Raw genomic sequence first — 17,403 nt, forward strand, 5'->3', positions numbered from 1 at the left:
GAGCGACTACGACAACCGCTGCGCGAGGGTCGCCTGGCCGGGGCCGCTCAATTCGGCGAGTGCTGCCGGGCGACCCGTCATCACCATGAGCAGGGCCTCACCGGTACCGGTCACCTCCGGTCCCTCGCCGTGCTCCCAGGACACGTCGGTGGCTCTCAGGCGCAGTCCCCGGATCCGCCTGCCGGCGCCGAGTCGGGGATTGCCCGGGATGGCCGGCAGGATCCGTTCGAGGCGTTCGGCCGGGATGGTGCGTGGGTGGCCGAGTGCCCGCCTGATGTCCTGGTGATGGACGGTCCCGTCGACCAGGCCGATCATCCCGCCGAACCCCGAGGTCAGTCCCTGCGGTCGCAGGTGGGCCTCGAGGAAGTCGACTAGTTGGGCGGGGGTGTAGGACGCGAAGTCCCGCACACCCACCTCGTTGGCGTGGACGATCCAGCCGCGGGCGAACCGCTGCACCAGGCCGACCACGCCGAGTTCCTCATAGCTGATGACATGCGAGACAACGTCTTTGACAGACCACACGGTGCACAGGGTCGGGGCCTGCCAGTCGGCGTCGGACAGCGTCCGCAGATACGCGGCGAAGTCGCGGCGCTCCTCGTAGGCCAGGTCCATCATGGAACGCTGCGCCGGCACGGTCACGCCTCCTCGGCGGCGAGGTCCCGGTACCGGGCGAGGTACAGCGGCCACCCGGCCTCGCCGTCGACACCGTCGGCCACCGAGCGCCAATCGGTGCCGTGCCGCTCCAGATGCCGGTGTTCCAACTCGACGCGCGTTCGCGCGTCGGACTCGGCGACGAAGCGCACCTCGACCTCGCTGGTCTTCTCGAGGTCGGATTCGACCTGCCATGTCGGCCCGATGTCCCACGAGAACACCACTCGACTCGGCGGCTCGTAAGCCAGCACGCGCGCCCACCGGCACGTGCTGCCATCGGTCCCCACGTCGTAGATGTGGCCGCCCACATGGGTTTCGAACACCGTCTCCGCGATGGGTACCGCCAGCAGGTTGTGGTCGCGGGGCTTGATGGCGTCGAAGCGGCCGACGAACAACGCGAACGCCTTGTCGACCGGCGCCTCGACGACGACGCTCTTGCGGATCGGTGCCACGTCGGTCATGAACGCTTCCCTTCTTCGTCGGCGATCTCCTTGAACGCCGTCAATGCCTTGTCCCAGAACATGTCCAGCTCGGCCCGGAGGGCCTCGACGCCACGTGGGTCAACCTGGTAGAGGCGCCGGGTGCCCACTTGGCGGTCGGTGACCAGCCCGGCGCAGCGCAGCACTTTGAGGTGCTGCGACACCGCCGGCCGGCTGACCGGCAGCCCTGCGGCCAGCTCGCCGACTGCGCACGGCCCATCGGCCAATCGTTTGAAGATGGTGCGGCGGGTGCCATCGGCGAGTGCGCCCCAGGGGTCGGCGGTTTCGTAAGTGGTCACTAACGGTAAGTCTAAACTTACGAAGTCCGATTGAAAAGGGTCGCCACAGCCCGACGCGACGCGACTCAGTCGTAGATGACGGCGAGGCCACGTCGTTGCAGGTCGGCCAGCCCGTCGCGCATGGCCTGAAGCTGTTCGGCTGAATGCCCGACCCAATCGGTGAGTTCGCCGACGATTCGCACCGGTTCCCGGGTGCGGTAGGAGTGCGTCGGATTTCCGGGCAGCTTCTTGTCGGTCACGTTCGGGTCGTCCTCCAATGCGCCGAGCGGTTCCACGATGTAGATGCGGCACCGGCCGTCGCCCGCCGCGAGTTCGGCACCCCATGCCGCGGCGTCCAACGTCCGCGTGACGTAGACGTGGTTCGAGATCCGGCCTTCTTCGTAGTTCGACGCGCATCTGGGGATCAGCAGATCTCCGACCGAAAGGTCGGCTTTGGTGCCGTGCAGCAGCGCGCCCAACTCGTGCACTTCAAACGGTTTCGGTGTGTTCGTCATGACGTCCCCCAGTCGTCTCATCTCCAGATCGGACGATTGTGCGGCACGACCGGGGTCTTGCGGCAAGCCCCGGTCTCTGCCATAAATTGAGAGTGGGAGGAACATCCACGGCCGAGTTCGCCGGTACCGCTGGAAGGCGAATTATGTTGCGGGGCAATCACTTTTCGGCTGACGATCACCCCGGCGGCGCATAGCCGCGGGCCGCGACCAGATCGTGGGTCAGCTGCACGAACGCCGCGGCCGCCGCGCTCTGGTACCCGCCGTCGCGGCGCAGGAGCGCGACGGTCCGGGTCGGCATCGGTGGGTCGACCGGCACCGGTGTCAGGTGCAGGCGGTCATGGGTGACGGCATCCGGCAGGACCGTCGCCAGCGGTGTGCGCTGCACGATCTCGGTGAGGGCCTGGACGGAGTTGGCTTCGACGGAAATCCGTGGCTCGACGTGGTGCTCCGCGAAGTACAGGTCGATGTGGGTACGGGTCGCGAAGTCGCTGCAGAGCAGCGCCAGGTCGACGTCGTCCAGCGCTCCGACGGGCAACGGATCCGGCAGGGTCCGGGCCCGGGACGCACTCGCCACCAGGCCCAGGTGCTCGGTGAACAGCGCGGCGGCGTCGATGCCGGGGACAGGGGTGCCGATGAAGGCGATGCCGACGTCGAGGTCGTCGGCCAGGAGCGCCGCCTCGATGCCGTCCTGGGACATCTCGACCACTGTCAGGCTGATGCCGGGATGCCGCGCGTGCAGCTCGGCGGTGAGCGGGCCGACGAAGTAGGCCGTGAACGTCGGCGTGATGCCCAGGCGCAGGTGACCGCGCGAGAGGTCGCGGACGTCTTCGATGGCACGTTCGGCGGCGGCCAGCTCGCGGAGCGCGCACCGGGCCCGGTCGGCGTAGGCGGCACCGGCATCGGTCAGCCGCACGGTGCGGCCACTGCGGTCGAGTAGCTGGACGCCGAGCGTGTTCTCCAGCTGTTTGATCTGCTGGGAGAGCGTGGGTTGCGACACATACAGCTCTTCGGCGGCGCGGGAAAAGTTGCCGTGTTCAGCGACGGCGAGCAGATACCGCAGGTGACGGAGCTCTGGTCCGGCCATGGCACCAACTATAGGCAGCGCCTATGAGAAATGTCCAAATTATCTATTGGACGTTATATGTGCTGTTCATGCATGGTGAATACAGCCAGAAAGGAATCATCATCATGAAGAAGAACAGCCTCGCCGCCGTAGTGACAGGACTGGCCGCTGGAGCGCTTGCCGTCGCCGGTATCGCCCTGGCCGCGCCGGCGCTGGCGGACAGCGACGGCTCCGTGGCCCTGCCCGGGCCGGTTCCGGTGTACGCGCAGGATTCGTTCCTCGGCGGCGCCAATCCGTATGTGCCGTTCGGGACCAACCCGATGGTGCCGTACGGCACGTGGGCACAGCATTGATCCAGCCCTGAGTTCTCGGTCAGAAAACAATCCGGAAGGAAGACCCCATGATCCACGCCCAGTTCGACCCGACCGCCCGTCAGCTCCTCGCCGCCACCGCCGTCGAGGCCAAGACCCGCAAGGACCTGTCCTGGCAGCAACTTGCCGACGCCGCCGGTCTGTCGGTGGCCTTCACGACGGCTGCCATCCTCGGCCAGCACGCGCTGCCGGCGGAGTCTGCCCAGGCCGTCGGTGCCCTGCTGGGCCTGGACGACGACGCGGTGCGGTTGCTGCAGACCATCCCGACCCGCGGCTCCATCCCCGGCGGCATTCCCACCGACCCGACCATCTACCGCTTCTACGAGATGCTCCAGGTCTACGGCACCACGCTCAAGGCGCTCGTCCACGAGCAGTTCGGCGACGGCATCATCTCGGCCATCAACTTCCGGCTGGATGTGAAGAAGGTTGCTGACCCCGACGGTGGCGAACGCGCCGTCATCACCCTCGATGGCAAGTACCTGCCGACGGTGCCGTTCTGATTTCTTGCGCGGACTGCAATAATGTCAGTGGTTGATGTCACAAAAATTTTCGCAACAGCAAATTCTCGTGGCAAACTAGACGGAGACCACTGACGGTCGGCTTCGAGAGGATGGATGCAGCGTGGCGACGCACCTGCGAATGGCGGCGGTGACCTGGCTGGTTGCCGCGCCGGTACTCGGCGCCGGGGCGGCTAACGCGGTGCCGTCCGACCTCCCGCTTTCGCCAGGTGTTTCGGATGGGACTGGTGGAAACAGCTCAGGCACGTCACGCCCGGGCTTGTCGTCACTCGGAGATCTGCACAAGACCTTCGGCGGCCTGACCACCGCCGCGACCACGGCTGGAACCGGTGCGCTCACGGGCTTCGGTGCCACGCCGTCGGCGGGCCAGCAACTGACACCCAGGTTCGGCGACGGTCGCAACGGCTCCAACATCTCCTCCGCGAACTCGTCCTCGGGTGCATCGACCAGTCAGCCGACGGGCGTCCTCGCTGGAACCCAGAGCACAGCTGCCAGCGAACCCACGAACGTTGCCGAAACCCCCACTCCCGCACCGTCGGTCCAGCCAATCGCCGCCCCGCTGGTCCAGGCGGCCGTCGTGACCGCGCAGGCTGCCGTCGTCGTGGCGGATGTCCCGCTGGCGCCGGTCACGGCGCTGTCGGGCCCGCTGCCGCCGGCCGTGAGCGAGCCGATCCAGAGTGTGGCCGCATTGCCGGGATTTGCTGTGGCGCAAGCGCTGCCACTGGTTCACGGGCTGACCTCGGAGGCGGCGGCGCTGTCGGCGGTCACCCTCATGCCCGCATCCGGTACGCCGCAGTCCGTCTCCTTCGACCGGAGTCTCGGCGCGCGCGGCGAGGCTCCCGCATCGCTTGGATCACAGCCGATTTCACGCTTTGCCGGGATCACCGGTGCGGCCGGCGAACTGCCGCAGGGCGGACCTCGACCGGCGGACCTGACCTTCGCCGCCGACAACACGATCGCCGCGGCCCCGGCATACCGGGCGGGCTACTCCGACGACCTGCGCGCAGCGGGCCTCGGCGAGGTCGCTGCCGTCGCGGTTCCCGGCTTCACCGGCCTACTGGTGCTGACCGGAGCGGGCGGGCTGATCGGCTTCCGGCAGGCCCGCGCGGGCCGTGCGATGCACGGCGGGACCCTCACCAGGTTTGCGAGTCGGTAACCCTCCTCCCGAATATTGAATTCACGACGCAGAGCCTGCCCTGCGTCGTGAATTGTTTTGCGGCTCAATGTACTTGGCGGTAGTGGTGCCGTCGTTATCCAAAGTTGTTGGGATGCACCATCTTTGGGTAAATGCCCAGGTGGGGGTGGTGGTGCTCGGCACCTGCCGAATGGCGTGAAATCGGTGCCTAGCACACATTCGCCCAAGTTTGCCAACCGACACGCCGATGTGGCGCCGCGGTGAATTCGGGGCGAGCTTCACACGACGTGCAAAGAACCCGGCCGACCGCTTAGTCTTATGCGGTACCCGCGAGTACGTCCATCCGACAATCCTTGGCCGACGCCGAACTTTGGAGCTGTGTTGACCTCATCCCGCCGTCTCCGTGGCGCCTGGCTGGCCGCTGCGCTGGCCGTCCTTGCCGTGCTCGGTGGAACGGTGGTGTCGTCGACGTCGCGCTGCCAGGAGGGGTGCAAGGTCGTCGCTGCGGCACGCGACCTGTCCGTCTCGCAGCCGGCCGCTCCCGAGCCTGCCGCGCTGCGCGTCCTGCCCGCCGGTGGGGCGACGGACGTCAGTCCGGCCGCGCCGGTGAGCGTCACTGCCGCCAGCGGCACCATCACCGCCGTGACGATGGTCAACGGGGCCGGAAAAGAGATTCCGGGAACCCTCGCGCCGGACGCCAAGACCTGGACGCCCGCCGAGCAGCTGGGCTACGGCCGCAAGTACACGATGACCATCGAGGCGCGCGGCCCGTCGGGCATGCCGTCGCGGCAGACGTCCAGCTTCACCACCCTCAAACCTGACTACCAGACCGCGGTCTACCTCAACACCGTCTCCGGAGCCTCGCTGCAAGAAGGCGGGACCTACGGCGTCGGCGTCGTCGTCACCGCGCACTTCGACGAGAAGATCGAGGATCGGGCCGCCGCCGAGCGCAACCTCATCGTCACCACCAACCCGCCGGTTCCCGGTGCCTGGCACTGGGTCGACGACGCCAACGCGCACTGGCGCCCGGAGAAGTACTACGCGCCGAACACGACCGTCACGGTCGCGGCCAATATCTACGGCGTCAAGCTCGGCGACGGTACCTACGGCCAACAGGACGAGCGCGTCTCGTTCCGGATCGGCAACGCCCACATCTCCATCGCCGACGACCACACGCACCAGGTGAGCGTCTTCGACAACGGGAAGCTGGTGCGCACCATGCCGACGTCCATGGGCATGGGTGGCACCGAGACCATCGGCAACACCGTGCTCTCGTTCTGGACGCCGCCCGGCGTCTACACCGTGATGGACAAGGCCAACCCGGTGATCATGGACTCCTCGACCTTCGGCCTGCCGGTCGGCAGCCGCCTGGGCTACAAGGAGACCATTCCGTGGGCGACCCGGATCAGCCATGACGGCATCTACCTGCATCAGTTGAACTCGACCATCTGGGCGCAGGGCAAGCAGAACACCTCACACGGCTGCCTGAACCTCAACAGCGAGAACGCCAAGTGGTTCTACGACTTCGCCGTGCCCGGTGACGTGGTCGAGGTGAAATACACCGGCGGCGCACCGCAGCAGCTGAACCAGAACGGCGACTGGAGCATGCCGTGGGATCAGTGGGTGCGTGGCTCCGCGCTGCCGCCGCCGCCCGTGCCGGCCGCGCCCGTCGCCGCACCGCTGCCGCCGCGCTAGCGATTTCTGCGCGGTCGCCCAAACCGTCTATCTTGACCCCGAAAACCGCGGTTTGGGTGCGTTCAGGAGTGCGACGGCGCCAAGTGTGAACTATCTCACTATGGCCCGTATTTGGGCGTAGCCTTAGGGCATCTTCGGCAAGGAGGGAGATGCGAATGAAGGGCGCGCACCATGATCCGGTGGATCATTCCCGAACCACACAGCCGCATGCCGGTGAATCCTTCATCGACACGTTGTGGCTACCTGGCCTGGGCCTGATCGCACTCGGCATCGTCACCATCGCCGGCTTCGTCTTCGCAACCGCGTTCGGCCACACCGGACTTGAGCTACCGCTCGGCCTGATCGCCGGTGCGCTGGTCACCGCGGGGGCGCTCATCATCACGTTCGAGCACCTGCGGGTCAAGCGGGTCGAACAGCGTTGGCTGGCCGACCATCCCGAACGGCGCCTGCGCGCAGGCTGACCGCCTGGTGGCCTAGCGCGGCAGTAGCCGCAGAATCTCCGGCGTCCGCGGATCGAGGATGTCGTCGAAGTCGTGGTGCTTCTCGACGTATGCCTTGACCATGGGGCAGATCGCCACGATGCGCTTGCCCTGGTCCCGGGTGGTCGCAAGCGCCTGGGCGATCAGCACGCTGGCCAGACCACGCCCGCCGAACGCCGGATCGATTTCCGTGTGGTAGAAAACCCGCTGCTCACCGTGCTCGACGAAAGCGGTGAGCCCCACGGACTTTCCGTCGACCGCGATGCTGAACCGGTCGGCTTCCTGGGTCACCTCGACGGGTGCACCGTTCTTGTCGGTGAGCATTACGGGGGCCTTTCCTCCGGTGGGTGGTTTCCGTGGGACCAGGCGCGTGGTCGGTAGCGGGGGAGCGGGCAACCGTGCCGGTTCACCCTGGTATCCGATGACCTCGCCGAACTGTTCGGACTCGGCGTGCCACTGATTGCGGTATTCGACGATCTCCTCGTGCGTACGCCCGACGAAGTTCCACCACATCAGCAGTTCTTCGGTGAACGGCGTGCCGCCCAGGACGACGGCGCGGGCGGACTCGGTGCCGGGGTTGGTCAACACGAGATGCCTGAATCCGACACCCTGGTAAGCCATTTCGGCCGGTTGCACCGGTGTGCCGGCGACTTTCAGCGTGCCCTGGTCGAGCAGTACGGCGTGCTCGAAGGTGGGGTCGACCTCGAACTCGACGGTGGCGCCGGCCGGCAGATCGACCTGCGCGCCGAGCAGCGGGGTGTGCGTGTGTACCGGTGACTGCTGCCCGGCCAGGGCGCCGAGGAACACCGACACCGTGGCATCACCGAACGAGACCGGCTGTGGCGCATAGTGATCGAAGTCGCGGGGACCGTGGCGCGCGGCCTCCGGTAGGGCGACCCACAGCTGGACACCATGCAGGATCGTCGTCGCCGGGGTGGAGACCTCCGAGTGGCAGATGCCCGCACCGGCCGTCATCAGATTCAGCTCGCCGGGACGCACCATCTCGTGCACGCCGTGCGAATCGCGGTGCTCGATCTCGCCGCTGAACAACCAGCTGACCGTCTGCAGACCGGTGTGCGGGTGCGGCGGGACGTCCATGCCGGCCTGCGTGCGGACGTCTTCGGGACCGTAGTGGTCGGCGAAACACCAGGCTCCGACCAGCGAGCGGTCGCGTTGCGGAAGGGTGCGACGGACCTGCATCGCCCGCGGGCCGCCCAGCGGTACCTCACGCGGCTGCAGAATCTCGATGCGGCCCGGAGGCCCGGCGGCACAGTCGTATTCGACCGGTTCTACCTCAAGATTGCTCACGGTTCGCCTTCCCGGCTGCGTACCATCGTCGCGTTCGCCCCGAACCATACCCGCGCCGTCCTGGCGGCAACCTGAAAGTAGGCAATGGACACCACCGACCCGGGCCTGCCGCACGTGCACATCGACAAGCAGTCGCCTCACGCCTACCGGACGCTGGTGGCCGTGGCGACCGCGGTCAGCAAGACCGCCGCCGAGGCCGGGTTGCCGCCCGCGCTGGTGGAGCTGATCAACACCCGGGTCTCGCTCATCAACGGCTGCCCGTCGTGTCTGGAGATTCATCACCGACGGGCGGTGAAGGCGGGCGTCACCGACAAGCAACTGGCGACCCTGCGCGCCTGGCGGGACACCGAACTGTTCTCCGACAAGGAGCGGGCCGCGCTGCGCCTGGCCGAGATCACCACGACGCTGCCCGACCATGACACCGCCGAACGCGAATACGCAAGGGCGCGTGCGGTACTGAACGATGACGAGCTGTCCGCGGTGATCTGGGTGGCCACCGCCATCAACGCCTTCAATCGGGTGTCGATCCTGAGTCGCCACCCGGTGCGGCCCTAGGTACCGGCCCGCAGCCGATCCCGCAGGCCCGACGCCCGCAGCGCCTGACGCCCGACCGCGGCCCGCACCTCGTCGGCCGACCCGACGATGCGGACCTTCTTCTTGGCGCGGGTGACGGCGGTGTAGAACAGCTCGCGCGTCAGCAGCCGCGAGTCGGCGGGCGGCAGGATCACCGTCACCTGGTCGGCCTGCGACCCCTGGCTCTTGTGGATGGTCAACGCGTACATGGTCTCGACGTCGGCGATGCGGCTCGGCGAGAACTGTTGTGTCGCAGTCGCGCCCGCGATGTACACCTGGACGCCGTCCGGTCCGGTGGCGACCAGACCGGTGTCGCCGTTGTAGATCCCCAGCGCGTAGTCGTTGGCCGTGACCAGCAGCGGGCGGCCGGGATACCACGGCGACCAGGTGGCCTGCCCGGTCTCGTCGGTGATCCAGCGCTCCACCTGGCGGTTCCAGTGCCGCACGCCGTAGGGGCCGTCGCGGTGTGCGCACAGCAGGCGGTGCTCGTCCATGACGGTCAGACCCGCATCGCCGGCGCCCAGCAGCGCACATTCACGAACCTTGAGCGCGTGGCCCACAAGTACCGGGCGCAGCACCGCCTCGGGGTCGGCATCCTCGACGAACTCGACCGCCGGGTCCCCGGCGCGCAGCAGGGTCAGCACCCGTTCGGCGTCACCAGACCGGATCGCCTCGGCCAGCCCGCCGATGGCCGCGCCGAACCGGTGCGTGGTGCGTAGCGCCGCGATCTTGATGGACGGGTGGTCGGCGAGCCCGTCGACCAGATCGGCCAGTACGGCGCCGGCCTGCACCGAGGTCAACTGGTCGGGGTCGCCGACCAGCAGCAGCCGGGCGTCGGGGCGGACGGCCTCGAGCAGCCGGGCCATCAATGTCAGTGACACCATGGACGTTTCGTCGACGACGATGACGTCGTGCGGCAGCCGGTTGCCGCGGTGGTGCCGGAACCGGGAGGCGCTGTCGGGGCGTTTGCCGAGCAGCCGGTGCAGCGTGACGGCCCGCAGCCCCGTGAGGCGCTCCCGGTCGGCGGCGTCGAGCTTGGCCACCTCCGCCGAGACCGCCTCCTGCAGGCGGGCGGCTGCCTTTCCCGTCGGCGCCGCGAGCGCGATCCGCAGCCGGCCCGGATGCGCGGCCTGTGCCACCAAGGCCAGCAGCCTGGCCACCGTCGTCGTCTTGCCCGTACCTGGACCGCCGGTCAGGACCGTCACCGGCTGGGTCAGGGCGAGCTGCGCCGCGGCCCGCTGCTCCGCGTAATCCGTTGGCGGGAAAAGGCGTTCGAGCTCGGCATCGGTCACCGGCTGCGAGGCCCGGGCCGACAGCGCCAGCAGGTCGGCGCACACCTGAAGCTCCTCGCGCCAATAGCGATCCAGGTACAACAGCCGGTCGTGGTCCAGCCGGATGGCCCTGCCGGTCAGCGGGCTACCCGCGACCGCGGCAATCAGCTCGTCGGACGCCGGCCACGGGAGGTCCCCGCCGATGTCCTCCGCGACGGTCGAGAGGTCGACGCACACCGAGCCTTCCCGCAGTGCCCGGACAGCCAACGCGACCGCGAGTGCGACGACTTCGCTCGCGTCTTCTGCCAGCGCGCAACACCTTTGGGCCACATGCACGTCAGCGGCGGTCAGTACGCCGGCGGCGTTGAAGGCTGCGAGCAGACCGGTGGCCGCGGGGACCTGCCGCCAGTCCATGGGGTCGGGTGTGGTGTCCAGTGCCGCGGTCATGATTCCGTCCCCCGGTCCAGCAGATCGGACAGCCGGCCCACCAGCTCGGCCGGCGGCTGCCAGCTGAACACCCCGCACGGATCACCGTCCACCACCGGCGTCTCCGCGCCGCACATGCCCCGCACGAACAGATAGGCCACGCCGCCCAGATGCCGCTCGGGCGTGTAGTCGGGCAGCCGCCACCGCAGGAAGCGGTGCAGCACTACCGAATACAACAGCGCCTGCAGCGGATAGTCGGAGTGCATCATGGCTTCGGCGAGCCGCGGCGCGGTGTAGTCGGCCGCGGTGTTCTCGGTGCCGAAGTCGCCCAGCCGGTTGGTCTTGTAGTCGACCACCAGATACCGGTGGCCTTCATCGCCGGGAATCCGCAGCACCGCGTCGATGGAACCCGAGAGGTAGCCGTGCAGCCGTTGGTGGCCCAGCGGCTGCGCCTGCAGCCGCGCGCCGTACGCGGACAACGGATCCGAGGCCGGCAGCAGCTCGCTCACCAGCTTGCCCACGTCGCCGAGCCGGATGTCCCGCGCGGCGTCGGACCGGTCCTGGCCACCGCCCAGCGGCATCTCGAAATCCATCTCCCGCAACCGATCCCGCAGCCCGATCTGCCGCAACGTCAGGCCCGGAGCCAACGGACCCAATGGGGTGTCGTGCATCGGCACCATCGCCGTCGCAAGCGCGTCCGTCGGCACCTCGACGTTCCACAACCCGGCCTGCTCGTCGATCCGGGCGGCGAGCTCAGCGGTGAGGTCGGGGGCCAGGGGGTCGGCACCTTCGAGTACGGCGTGCACCAACGAGCCGAAGGCGGCGCCGGCCGGCAGCTGCGCCATGGGCGACGGCAGGTCGCCGGGCAGCGGGCCCGGGGGCGCCTCGGTGATGACGTCGGCGGATTCGTCGTCCCGTAGCGCGGAGTCCGGCTCGCTGGTCACGGCATGACCCTCGTCGTGCACGACGCGGACCAGCGCCGAGTACGACGTCCGGCGCCAGTGGATGTCGATGCTGCGGTGGAAATGCCGCACGTCGAGATCCACCGGCGTCGACGGTGCCGGCGGCGACATGGGCGGGACGGGCTCGGCGGCCTCGACCACCGGTCCGCCGGCGTGCTCCCACGCTGTGAAGCAGGCCATGGCATCGTCGTCGGAAAGGGTCTGGGGCACGACACAGTCCGGTACTGCGGCGGTGCCGGGCCGCCGGCCGCGCAGCAGCCGGGACAGGCCGCCGTTCTGTTCGTCTCGCGACGGCGCCCACCATGCCACCACCTGAGACTGCGCGCGGGTCAGCGCCACATAGGTCAGCCGGACGTTGTCCCCGGCGGTCTCGGCCGACCCGGCCTGTTCGGCCGCGGTCCGGTCGTCGGCCCCGGCGCCACCGACATGCAGGCACCGGGTGCCGTCGGTGTCATGGAACCGCAGCACCGTGTCGGTCTTGACGAACCGGTTGAACCCGAACGGCAGGTACACCACAGGGAACTGCAGCCCCTTGCTGCGCCACACCGTCATGATCTGCACCGCCGCGGCGTCGCTGTCCAACCGGCGGTTGCGTTCGGCCGGACCCCCGCGGTCCTTCATCTGCGTGCGCAGCCAATCCCGCAGGGCGGGCAGGTGATAGCGCTCCCGATGCGCGGTTTCGTGCAGCAGCTGGCTGACGTGCGCGAGGTCGGTCATGTGCCGCTCGCCGCCCCGGTGCCCGAGCACCCGCTCGGGCAGGCCGAGAGACACGGCCGCCTCGAACACCGCCGCGATACCCCGGTCCCTGGCGAGCCCGGCCCACTGCCGGATGGTGGTGGTGATCTGGTCGGTCAACCCGTCGCCGCCGGCAGCCAGATCGGCGGCGCGGTGCCCGAAGAACATGGTGGTGGCGGCGGCCCGCACCACGCCACTGCGATTAGGGGTGTCGAACGCGTCGAGCAGCCGCAACCACTCCGCTGCCGCGGCCGAGGCGAACACATCCGTATCGCCCGAATACACCACCGGAATGCCCAAGTCCAACAACGCATCCCGGCACGGAATGGCGTCGAGGCCGCTGTCCACGATCACCGCGATGTCGCCGGCGGTCAGGGGCCGGCCGTCGAACTGCGCGCCACTGGCCAGCAGCACCGAGATGTCAGCGGCCAGATCCTTGGCGATGTACGGCCGCAACGCACCGATCGGGATCATCCTGCGCTGCGGCGTCCCGAACTCCGTGCGCGCCACCACCCGCAGCCGGAACGGGTCGTTGTGCGGTGCGCCCGTTAACCGGTGGCGGTCGGTGCGGGCGTCGACGGGGTGCACGACGATGTCCTGGTCACCCAGCGCCGCACCCTTCAGCACCGTCTGCAGCCGGTCCACCAGAACCTTGTCGCTGCGCCAGTTCTCGGCCAGCGTCAGCCGCTGGTCGGCGCTGCGGGCGGCATCCAGGTAGGTGACGATGTCGCCGCCGCGGAACGCGTAGATGGCCTGCTTCGGATCGCCGATCAGAACGACGGCGCTGTGCCCGACGAACGCCCGCGAGATCACCTGCCATTGCACGGGGTCGGTGTCCTGGAACTCGTCGACCATGACGATCGGCCAGCGCCGGCGCATCCGGTCGCGGGCCGGCGCGTCGGCCTCCTCCAGCGCGGTGGCGAGCCGGCTCAGCAGGTCGTCGAAGCTGAGCACGCCCAGTCGGCGCTTGCGGCGTTCGAGTTCATCGAGCACCGCCCGGGCGAACGACAAGCGTTGCGCCGCAATGCTGTCGGGGTCGGCGGTCAGTGGCCGCAGCTGCGCGCTGGGATCGCCGACGACGCGCTTGGCCAGGTCCAGGGCATCGGCGAAGCTCAGCACGGGTTCGTCGCGCAGGTCGCCGTAGGTGGTCAGATACAGGTCGGAGACGATCTCGCCGACCAGATCGTCGAGGCTCTCCACCAGCTGGGCGCCCGAATCGGTGTCCCCCGCGATGCCGAGGGACCGCAGCACCAGCCCGCAGAACTCGTGTGTGGTGGCGATGGTCGCGGCGTCGAAATCCGACAGTGCGTCGCGCAACCGGCCGCGGCGCAGGGCCAGCTCGGCGGGTGTGGCGTCCGCCAGGTGACGGATCAGGTCGTCCGCATCCGCAGGCGGATCATCCAGTGCGGCAACGGTCTTCACCAGCTGCGCGCGCACCCGTTCCCGGAGTTCCCGCGTGGCCGCTCGGCTGAAGGTGATCAGCAGCATCTGATCCAGGGTCGCCGCGCCCTCGGCGACGTACCGCGTCACCAGGCCCGCGAGGGCGTACGTCTTGCCGGTACCGGCGCTGGCTTCCAGCACCGTTGTCGTCGCCGGTTCCGGCAGCGGGCCGAGCAGATCGAACGCGTCCATCACATCCGCCGTTCCGCGTCGAGCAGCGGCAGCCACAGCCGCGACGCGTAGGCGCCCAGGCGCGTGGTCTCACCGCGGACGGCGACCTCGTCGTCCCGTGGGGCGTCGAGCAGCACCTGCAACGGCGCGGCCGTACCCCAGACTTCCGCGTACTCGGCGCCGTCCTTCTCGAAACGCCATTCCGATTCGGCGCTCCGATCCGGTGCCGGGTCGTCGAATTGCCGCGCCCGCGCCCATTCCAGCGATGTCTTCAACGGCAGTGGCAGCGGTTCGCGCCGGCCCGCGTCATAGATGGCCACCAGGTCGCGCAGCACCGAAAGTGGTTGCTCCGGTGGGTGATACCCCATGGCATCCACGCCGTTCCGCCGGCCGCGGCCGATGCAGTACGCCTCCCATTCGCGCTCCGGTGCCGCCGCGGCCAGTGCCACCAGGGTGACCCAGGCCTGCAGCCGATGCTTGGCCCCCAGCTTCGAATAGGTGACCGTCACCGTGCGGTCCTGCCAGAGCGGGGCGACGGTGCCGGTGAGCCGGCGGCCGCCACCCAGATCCACGTCGATGTCCAGGGCGCTCGCCTCGCCCTGCTGCAGTGTCCGTGCCGCGGCGGCCAGTTCCATTGCTTCGCCGCGGATTTCCTTGGCCTGGCGCCAGCCGAGGTGTCCGGGCGGCAGCGTGCCGAGCCGCCACTCGGCGCCGAGGACGAAATCAGGTCCCCGGCCGATCATCAGGTCGTCGAGCATGCGTTCCCCGACGGCCCACCTGCCCAGGCCGTCGATGGCGACGGGCATCTCGTCGGACAGTTCGTCGGCGTCCCACGGCAGGGTGTAGTCCAGTGCCCGGAAGAAGCCGCGCACCGGGTTCGCGAAGAACCGCAGCAGCTCGGCCAGTTCGACATCGCCACACGGTGTTTCGTCGAGCGGCCCGTCGATCAACCGGGGTTTCGGACGACGTTCCCCGAGCACGGCCCTGGCCCCGCGCAGCGCTGCCGGGTCGTAGGTGAACGGCCGGTCCGGCACGAGTCGATCGCGGGCGACGGTGCGAATGTCGAAGGGCTGCAACGGATGATCGGCGACGATGTGGTCGCGGACGGGCTCGCCCGTGGTCTGGTCCAGGGCGTCGAGCAGTTCCTGTACCGGGACCGCGGGCGGACGGTGCTCGCCGGAATGCTCGTCGGTGCCGGTGTAGGTGACGACCAGCGTGTCGGTGGCCGAGCAGATGGCGTCGAGCAGCAATTGCCGGTCCTCGGAACGGATGTCGCGTTCGCCCGTCAACGGGTGCCGGGCCAGGACGTCGTCACCGTCGGCGATGTTGGTGCGGGGGAAGACGCCGTCGTCGAGCCCGACCAGGCACACCACGCGGTGCGGCACCGAGCGCATCGGGACCATGGTGCACACCGTCAGGGTGCCGGTGCGGAAGTTCGCGCGGGTCGGCCGGCCGGCGAGTTGCCGGCGCAGCAGCGACCGGACGTCGGGCAGTCGCAGCGTCGTGCCAGAACGAGACCCGGCGTGGGTCAACACTTTTGCGAGCTCGCGATCCAGCTGCGCCTGCTGCCACTGGTCGTCGGGGCCGACGCGGGTCAGCTGCGCGACGGCGTCCCGCAGCACGTCGACCCAGCCGTCGAGCGGCGCGGCGCCGGTGAGACGGTCGACGACGCCGCGCAACCGCTGTACATACTCGGCCAACCGGCCCGCCAGTTCGACGCGGCCCGAGTCGACGTCGTCGAGCGGCAGCGCGGTCCCCAGCCAATCCTGCGAATCGTCGGACATCGCGGCGCCGACGAGCAGCCGGTCGACCCCGAACCGCCACGTGTTCTGCGGGTACCGCTGCAGGTCGTACGGGGTGCGGTGCGCGGCGTCGAAACCCCACCGAATGCCGGTTGCGCCAACCCATTCCGTGATGGCCACCAGATCGTCGTCGCTGAAGGCGAACCGGCGCCGCACCGGCTCGCTGTGCGCCAGGCTCAGCACCGAGCTGGCGGTGGCGCGGCCGTCGGCGATGTCGAGCAGCTCGGCCAGCACACCGAGCAGGGGATTGGTCTGGGTCAGCGCGCGGTCGGCCAACCGGACCCTCATGCCCTGGGCCGGGTGGCTGAGGTCGGCGTGCTCACCCGCCCCGAACGCGGCGGTGATCAGCGGCGCGTACGTATCGATGTCGGGGCACATCACCAGGATGTCGCGCGGCTGCAGGGTCTCGTCATCGTCGAGGAGGCCGAGCAGGACGTCGCGCAGGACGTCGATCTGCCGGGCGGCGCCATGGCAGCGGTGGATCTGGACGGACCGGTCGTCCTGGGCCAGATGCCGCCTGTCGGCGGGCCGCACTTCGTCGGCCGAGATGTCGGACTGCAGCCGGCCCAACAGCGTGTCCGGAAAACCGGGGCGCGGATGGAACTGATCTGTCTGCGCGGTGGGCAGGCCGCGTTGCAGCTCCCGCAGATCGCGGCCGAGGGTCTGCAGCAGCGGATGGCCGACCCGCCGCCGGCTGTCGTCGCTGCGCCGCGATACCTGCCCGCGCAGGTCGGACAGCGTCTGCCACAACGGGTCGCTGGGATGCGGCAGCCACAGGTGCAGATCGTGGTGGGTGGCCAAGGCCCCGAGCAGTTCCAGGTCGGCCGCGGGCAACCGGGTGTGCCCGAACAGGGACAGCCGAGGTGGCAGTTCGGAGGGTGAATCAAGGAGGCGGGCAATGGTTTTCGCTTGCCGAACCGGTGGGGGATCGGCATCGACGCGTGCGGCCGTCGCCCGCCACAGGGGCGGTTGCCAGCGCAGGTCCTCGTCCAGTTGGCCGCCCGCGCCGTCGGAGTTGCCGCCGCCCTGCCAGTCGGCGAGCATCGCCGGCCGGGCCTTGGCGTAGGTGTCGAAGAGGCCCGCCAGCCGGCGGGCCACCGCGTACCGACGGCCCTGCCGCAGCTGGGTTTCCTCGGGACTGCCCAGCTCGGTGTAGCCGAGGTGGGCGGCGAGGGTGCCCGCCCAGGGATCGCCCGTGCCGAGATCGTCCAGAACCTCGAGCAGCGGCCACACCATGGCATCGGGTTCCCACGGGTTGCGCTCGGCGGTCCCGGTGATCTCCGCGAGAAGTGATGTGGGGGAGCGGAATTCGATACCCGCACACACGCCGTCGGCAGCCGCTCCGCGGCCCAGCACATGCGACAGCTGCTGGCTGAGCCACCGTTCCATGCCGCGCGCGGACACCAGCACCAGTTCGGAGGCGAACGGATCCACCGGAGGTTCGGCCAGCAGCGCACCCAGCCCGGCGGCCAGCGCGCCGGTGTCCTCGGCTCGGTGCAGGTGTAGCGCCATCGGCTCACCTTAGGTCGGG

Annotated in this window: 15 protein-coding genes and 1 pseudogene; 6 read left to right on the forward strand and 10 right to left on the reverse strand. The window is 69.1% G+C overall.

Annotated elements, in window-relative coordinates; all coding sequences use genetic code 11:
- Positions 1-6: 6 nt before the first annotated feature.
- The 5 genes from EB75_RS05955 to cynR all read right to left on the reverse strand — a co-directional run bounded on the left by EB75_RS05955 (position 7) and on the right by cynR (position 3,007).
- Positions 7-615 carry a maleylpyruvate isomerase family mycothiol-dependent enzyme gene (locus tag EB75_RS05955; protein ID WP_073694579.1) on the reverse strand — a complete coding sequence of 203 codons (609 nt, stop codon included), beginning with the start codon at positions 613-615 and terminating at the stop codon, positions 7-9.
- 20 nt (positions 616-635) lie between these two features.
- Positions 636-1,112 carry an SRPBCC family protein gene (locus tag EB75_RS05960; protein WP_073694550.1) on the reverse strand — a complete coding sequence of 159 codons (477 nt, stop codon included), beginning with the start codon at positions 1,110-1,112 and terminating at the stop codon, positions 636-638.
- Positions 1,109-1,429, reverse strand: coding sequence for an ArsR/SmtB family transcription factor (locus EB75_RS05965; protein ID WP_073694551.1), 321 nt, complete (start codon positions 1,427-1,429; stop codon positions 1,109-1,111). Before EB75_RS05965 ends, EB75_RS05960 begins: the two co-directional genes overlap by 4 nt.
- A 65-nt stretch (positions 1,430-1,494) precedes the next feature.
- Positions 1,495-1,923: an NAD(+)--rifampin ADP-ribosyltransferase gene (arr, locus tag EB75_RS05970; protein WP_073694552.1), complete on the reverse strand. Its 429-nt coding sequence runs from the start codon at positions 1,921-1,923 to the stop codon at positions 1,495-1,497.
- Positions 1,924-2,098: 175 nt separating this feature from the next.
- Entirely contained in the window at positions 2,099-3,007 is a 909-nt protein-coding gene (cynR, locus tag EB75_RS05975; RefSeq protein ID WP_073694553.1) for a transcriptional regulator CynR, read from the reverse strand.
- Between the two features lie 104 nt (positions 3,008-3,111).
- On the opposite strand from cynR, the gene EB75_RS05980 reads away from it, so the two are divergent.
- From EB75_RS05980 to usfY, 5 genes are all read left to right on the forward strand, one after another.
- Positions 3,112-3,339: a hypothetical protein gene (locus EB75_RS05980; RefSeq protein WP_142239451.1), complete on the forward strand. Its 228-nt coding sequence runs from the start codon at positions 3,112-3,114 to the stop codon at positions 3,337-3,339.
- Positions 3,340-3,386: 47 nt separating this feature from the next.
- Positions 3,387-3,857 carry a cyanase gene (gene cynS, locus EB75_RS05985; protein ID WP_073694555.1) on the forward strand — a complete coding sequence of 157 codons (471 nt, stop codon included), beginning with the start codon at positions 3,387-3,389 and terminating at the stop codon, positions 3,855-3,857.
- A gap of 121 nt (positions 3,858-3,978) precedes the next feature.
- Complete coding sequence (locus tag EB75_RS05990; protein WP_142239452.1) at positions 3,979-5,031, forward strand: hypothetical protein; 1,053 nt, start codon at positions 3,979-3,981, stop codon at positions 5,029-5,031.
- Between the two features lie 357 nt (positions 5,032-5,388).
- Positions 5,389-6,705: a L,D-transpeptidase gene (locus EB75_RS05995; protein WP_073694557.1), complete on the forward strand. Its 1,317-nt coding sequence runs from the start codon at positions 5,389-5,391 to the stop codon at positions 6,703-6,705.
- 179 nt (positions 6,706-6,884) lie between these two features.
- Positions 6,885-7,166, forward strand: coding sequence for a protein UsfY (gene usfY / locus EB75_RS06000; RefSeq protein ID WP_353651646.1), 282 nt, complete (start codon positions 6,885-6,887; stop codon positions 7,164-7,166).
- 12 nt (positions 7,167-7,178) lie between these two features.
- On the opposite strand, the gene EB75_RS30275 is transcribed toward usfY, so the two are convergent.
- Together EB75_RS30275 and EB75_RS06005 are read right to left on the reverse strand one after the other, a co-directional pair.
- Complete coding sequence (locus EB75_RS30275; RefSeq protein ID WP_286150092.1) at positions 7,179-7,508, reverse strand: GNAT family N-acetyltransferase; 330 nt, start codon at positions 7,506-7,508, stop codon at positions 7,179-7,181.
- An 18-nt stretch (positions 7,509-7,526) separates the two neighbouring features.
- A pseudogene (locus tag EB75_RS06005) lies at positions 7,527-8,492 on the reverse strand (pirin family protein); the annotation flags it as partial.
- 84 nt (positions 8,493-8,576) lie between these two features.
- Here EB75_RS06005 and EB75_RS06010 point away from each other — a divergent pair.
- On the forward strand, positions 8,577-9,047 hold the full coding sequence (locus EB75_RS06010) for a carboxymuconolactone decarboxylase family protein (protein ID WP_073694560.1): 471 nt from the start codon (positions 8,577-8,579) through the stop codon (positions 9,045-9,047).
- Here the strand turns inward: EB75_RS06010 and recD are convergent.
- From recD to recC, 3 genes are read right to left on the reverse strand one after another with little or no spacing between them, the layout of a single operon-like run.
- The gene (gene recD, locus EB75_RS06015) at positions 9,044-10,783 is read right to left on the reverse strand and encodes an exodeoxyribonuclease V subunit alpha (RefSeq protein ID WP_073694561.1); all 1,740 of its coding nucleotides are present in this window, start codon (positions 10,781-10,783) and stop codon (positions 9,044-9,046) included. The two genes, EB75_RS06010 and recD, sit on opposite strands and share 4 nt — an antisense overlap.
- Positions 10,780-14,091: a UvrD-helicase domain-containing protein gene (locus EB75_RS06020; protein WP_073694562.1), complete on the reverse strand. Its 3,312-nt coding sequence runs from the start codon at positions 14,089-14,091 to the stop codon at positions 10,780-10,782. Before EB75_RS06020 ends, recD begins: the two co-directional genes overlap by 4 nt.
- Positions 14,091-17,384 (reverse strand): exodeoxyribonuclease V subunit gamma, encoded by a 3,294-nt coding sequence (gene recC / locus EB75_RS06025; protein ID WP_073694563.1) that lies wholly within the window; start codon positions 17,382-17,384, stop codon positions 14,091-14,093. The genes EB75_RS06020 and recC overlap by 1 nt, the downstream gene beginning before the upstream one ends.
- Between the last annotated feature and the right edge of the window lie 19 nt (positions 17,385-17,403).

Source organism: Mycobacterium sp. ST-F2 (assembly GCF_001905655.1).
Taxonomy (GTDB): domain Bacteria; phylum Actinomycetota; class Actinomycetes; order Mycobacteriales; family Mycobacteriaceae; genus Mycobacterium.

Excerpts from the sequence above, each read along its gene's own strand:
- EB75_RS05955 (WP_073694579.1), bottom strand. The coding sequence starts at position 615 with ATGATGGACCTGGCCTACGAGGAGCGCCGCGACTTCGCCGCGTATCTG.
- EB75_RS05960 (WP_073694550.1), bottom strand. The coding sequence starts at position 1,112 with ATGACCGACGTGGCACCGATCCGCAAGAGCGTCGTCGTCGAGGCGCCG.
- arr (WP_073694552.1), bottom strand. The coding sequence starts at position 1,923 with ATGACGAACACACCGAAACCGTTTGAAGTGCACGAGTTGGGCGCGCTG.
- cynR (WP_073694553.1), bottom strand. The coding sequence starts at position 3,007 with ATGGCCGGACCAGAGCTCCGTCACCTGCGGTATCTGCTCGCCGTCGCT.
- EB75_RS05980 (WP_142239451.1), top strand. The coding sequence starts at position 3,112 with ATGAAGAAGAACAGCCTCGCCGCCGTAGTGACAGGACTGGCCGCTGGA.
- cynS (WP_073694555.1), top strand. The coding sequence starts at position 3,387 with ATGATCCACGCCCAGTTCGACCCGACCGCCCGTCAGCTCCTCGCCGCC.
- EB75_RS30275 (WP_286150092.1), bottom strand. The coding sequence starts at position 7,508 with ATGCTCACCGACAAGAACGGTGCACCCGTCGAGGTGACCCAGGAAGCC.
- EB75_RS06010 (WP_073694560.1), top strand. The coding sequence starts at position 8,577 with ATGGACACCACCGACCCGGGCCTGCCGCACGTGCACATCGACAAGCAG.
- recD (WP_073694561.1), bottom strand. The coding sequence starts at position 10,783 with ATGACCGCGGCACTGGACACCACACCCGACCCCATGGACTGGCGGCAG.
- EB75_RS06020 (WP_073694562.1), bottom strand. The coding sequence starts at position 14,091 with ATGGACGCGTTCGATCTGCTCGGCCCGCTGCCGGAACCGGCGACGACA.
- recC (WP_073694563.1), bottom strand. The coding sequence starts at position 17,384 with ATGGCGCTACACCTGCACCGAGCCGAGGACACCGGCGCGCTGGCCGCC.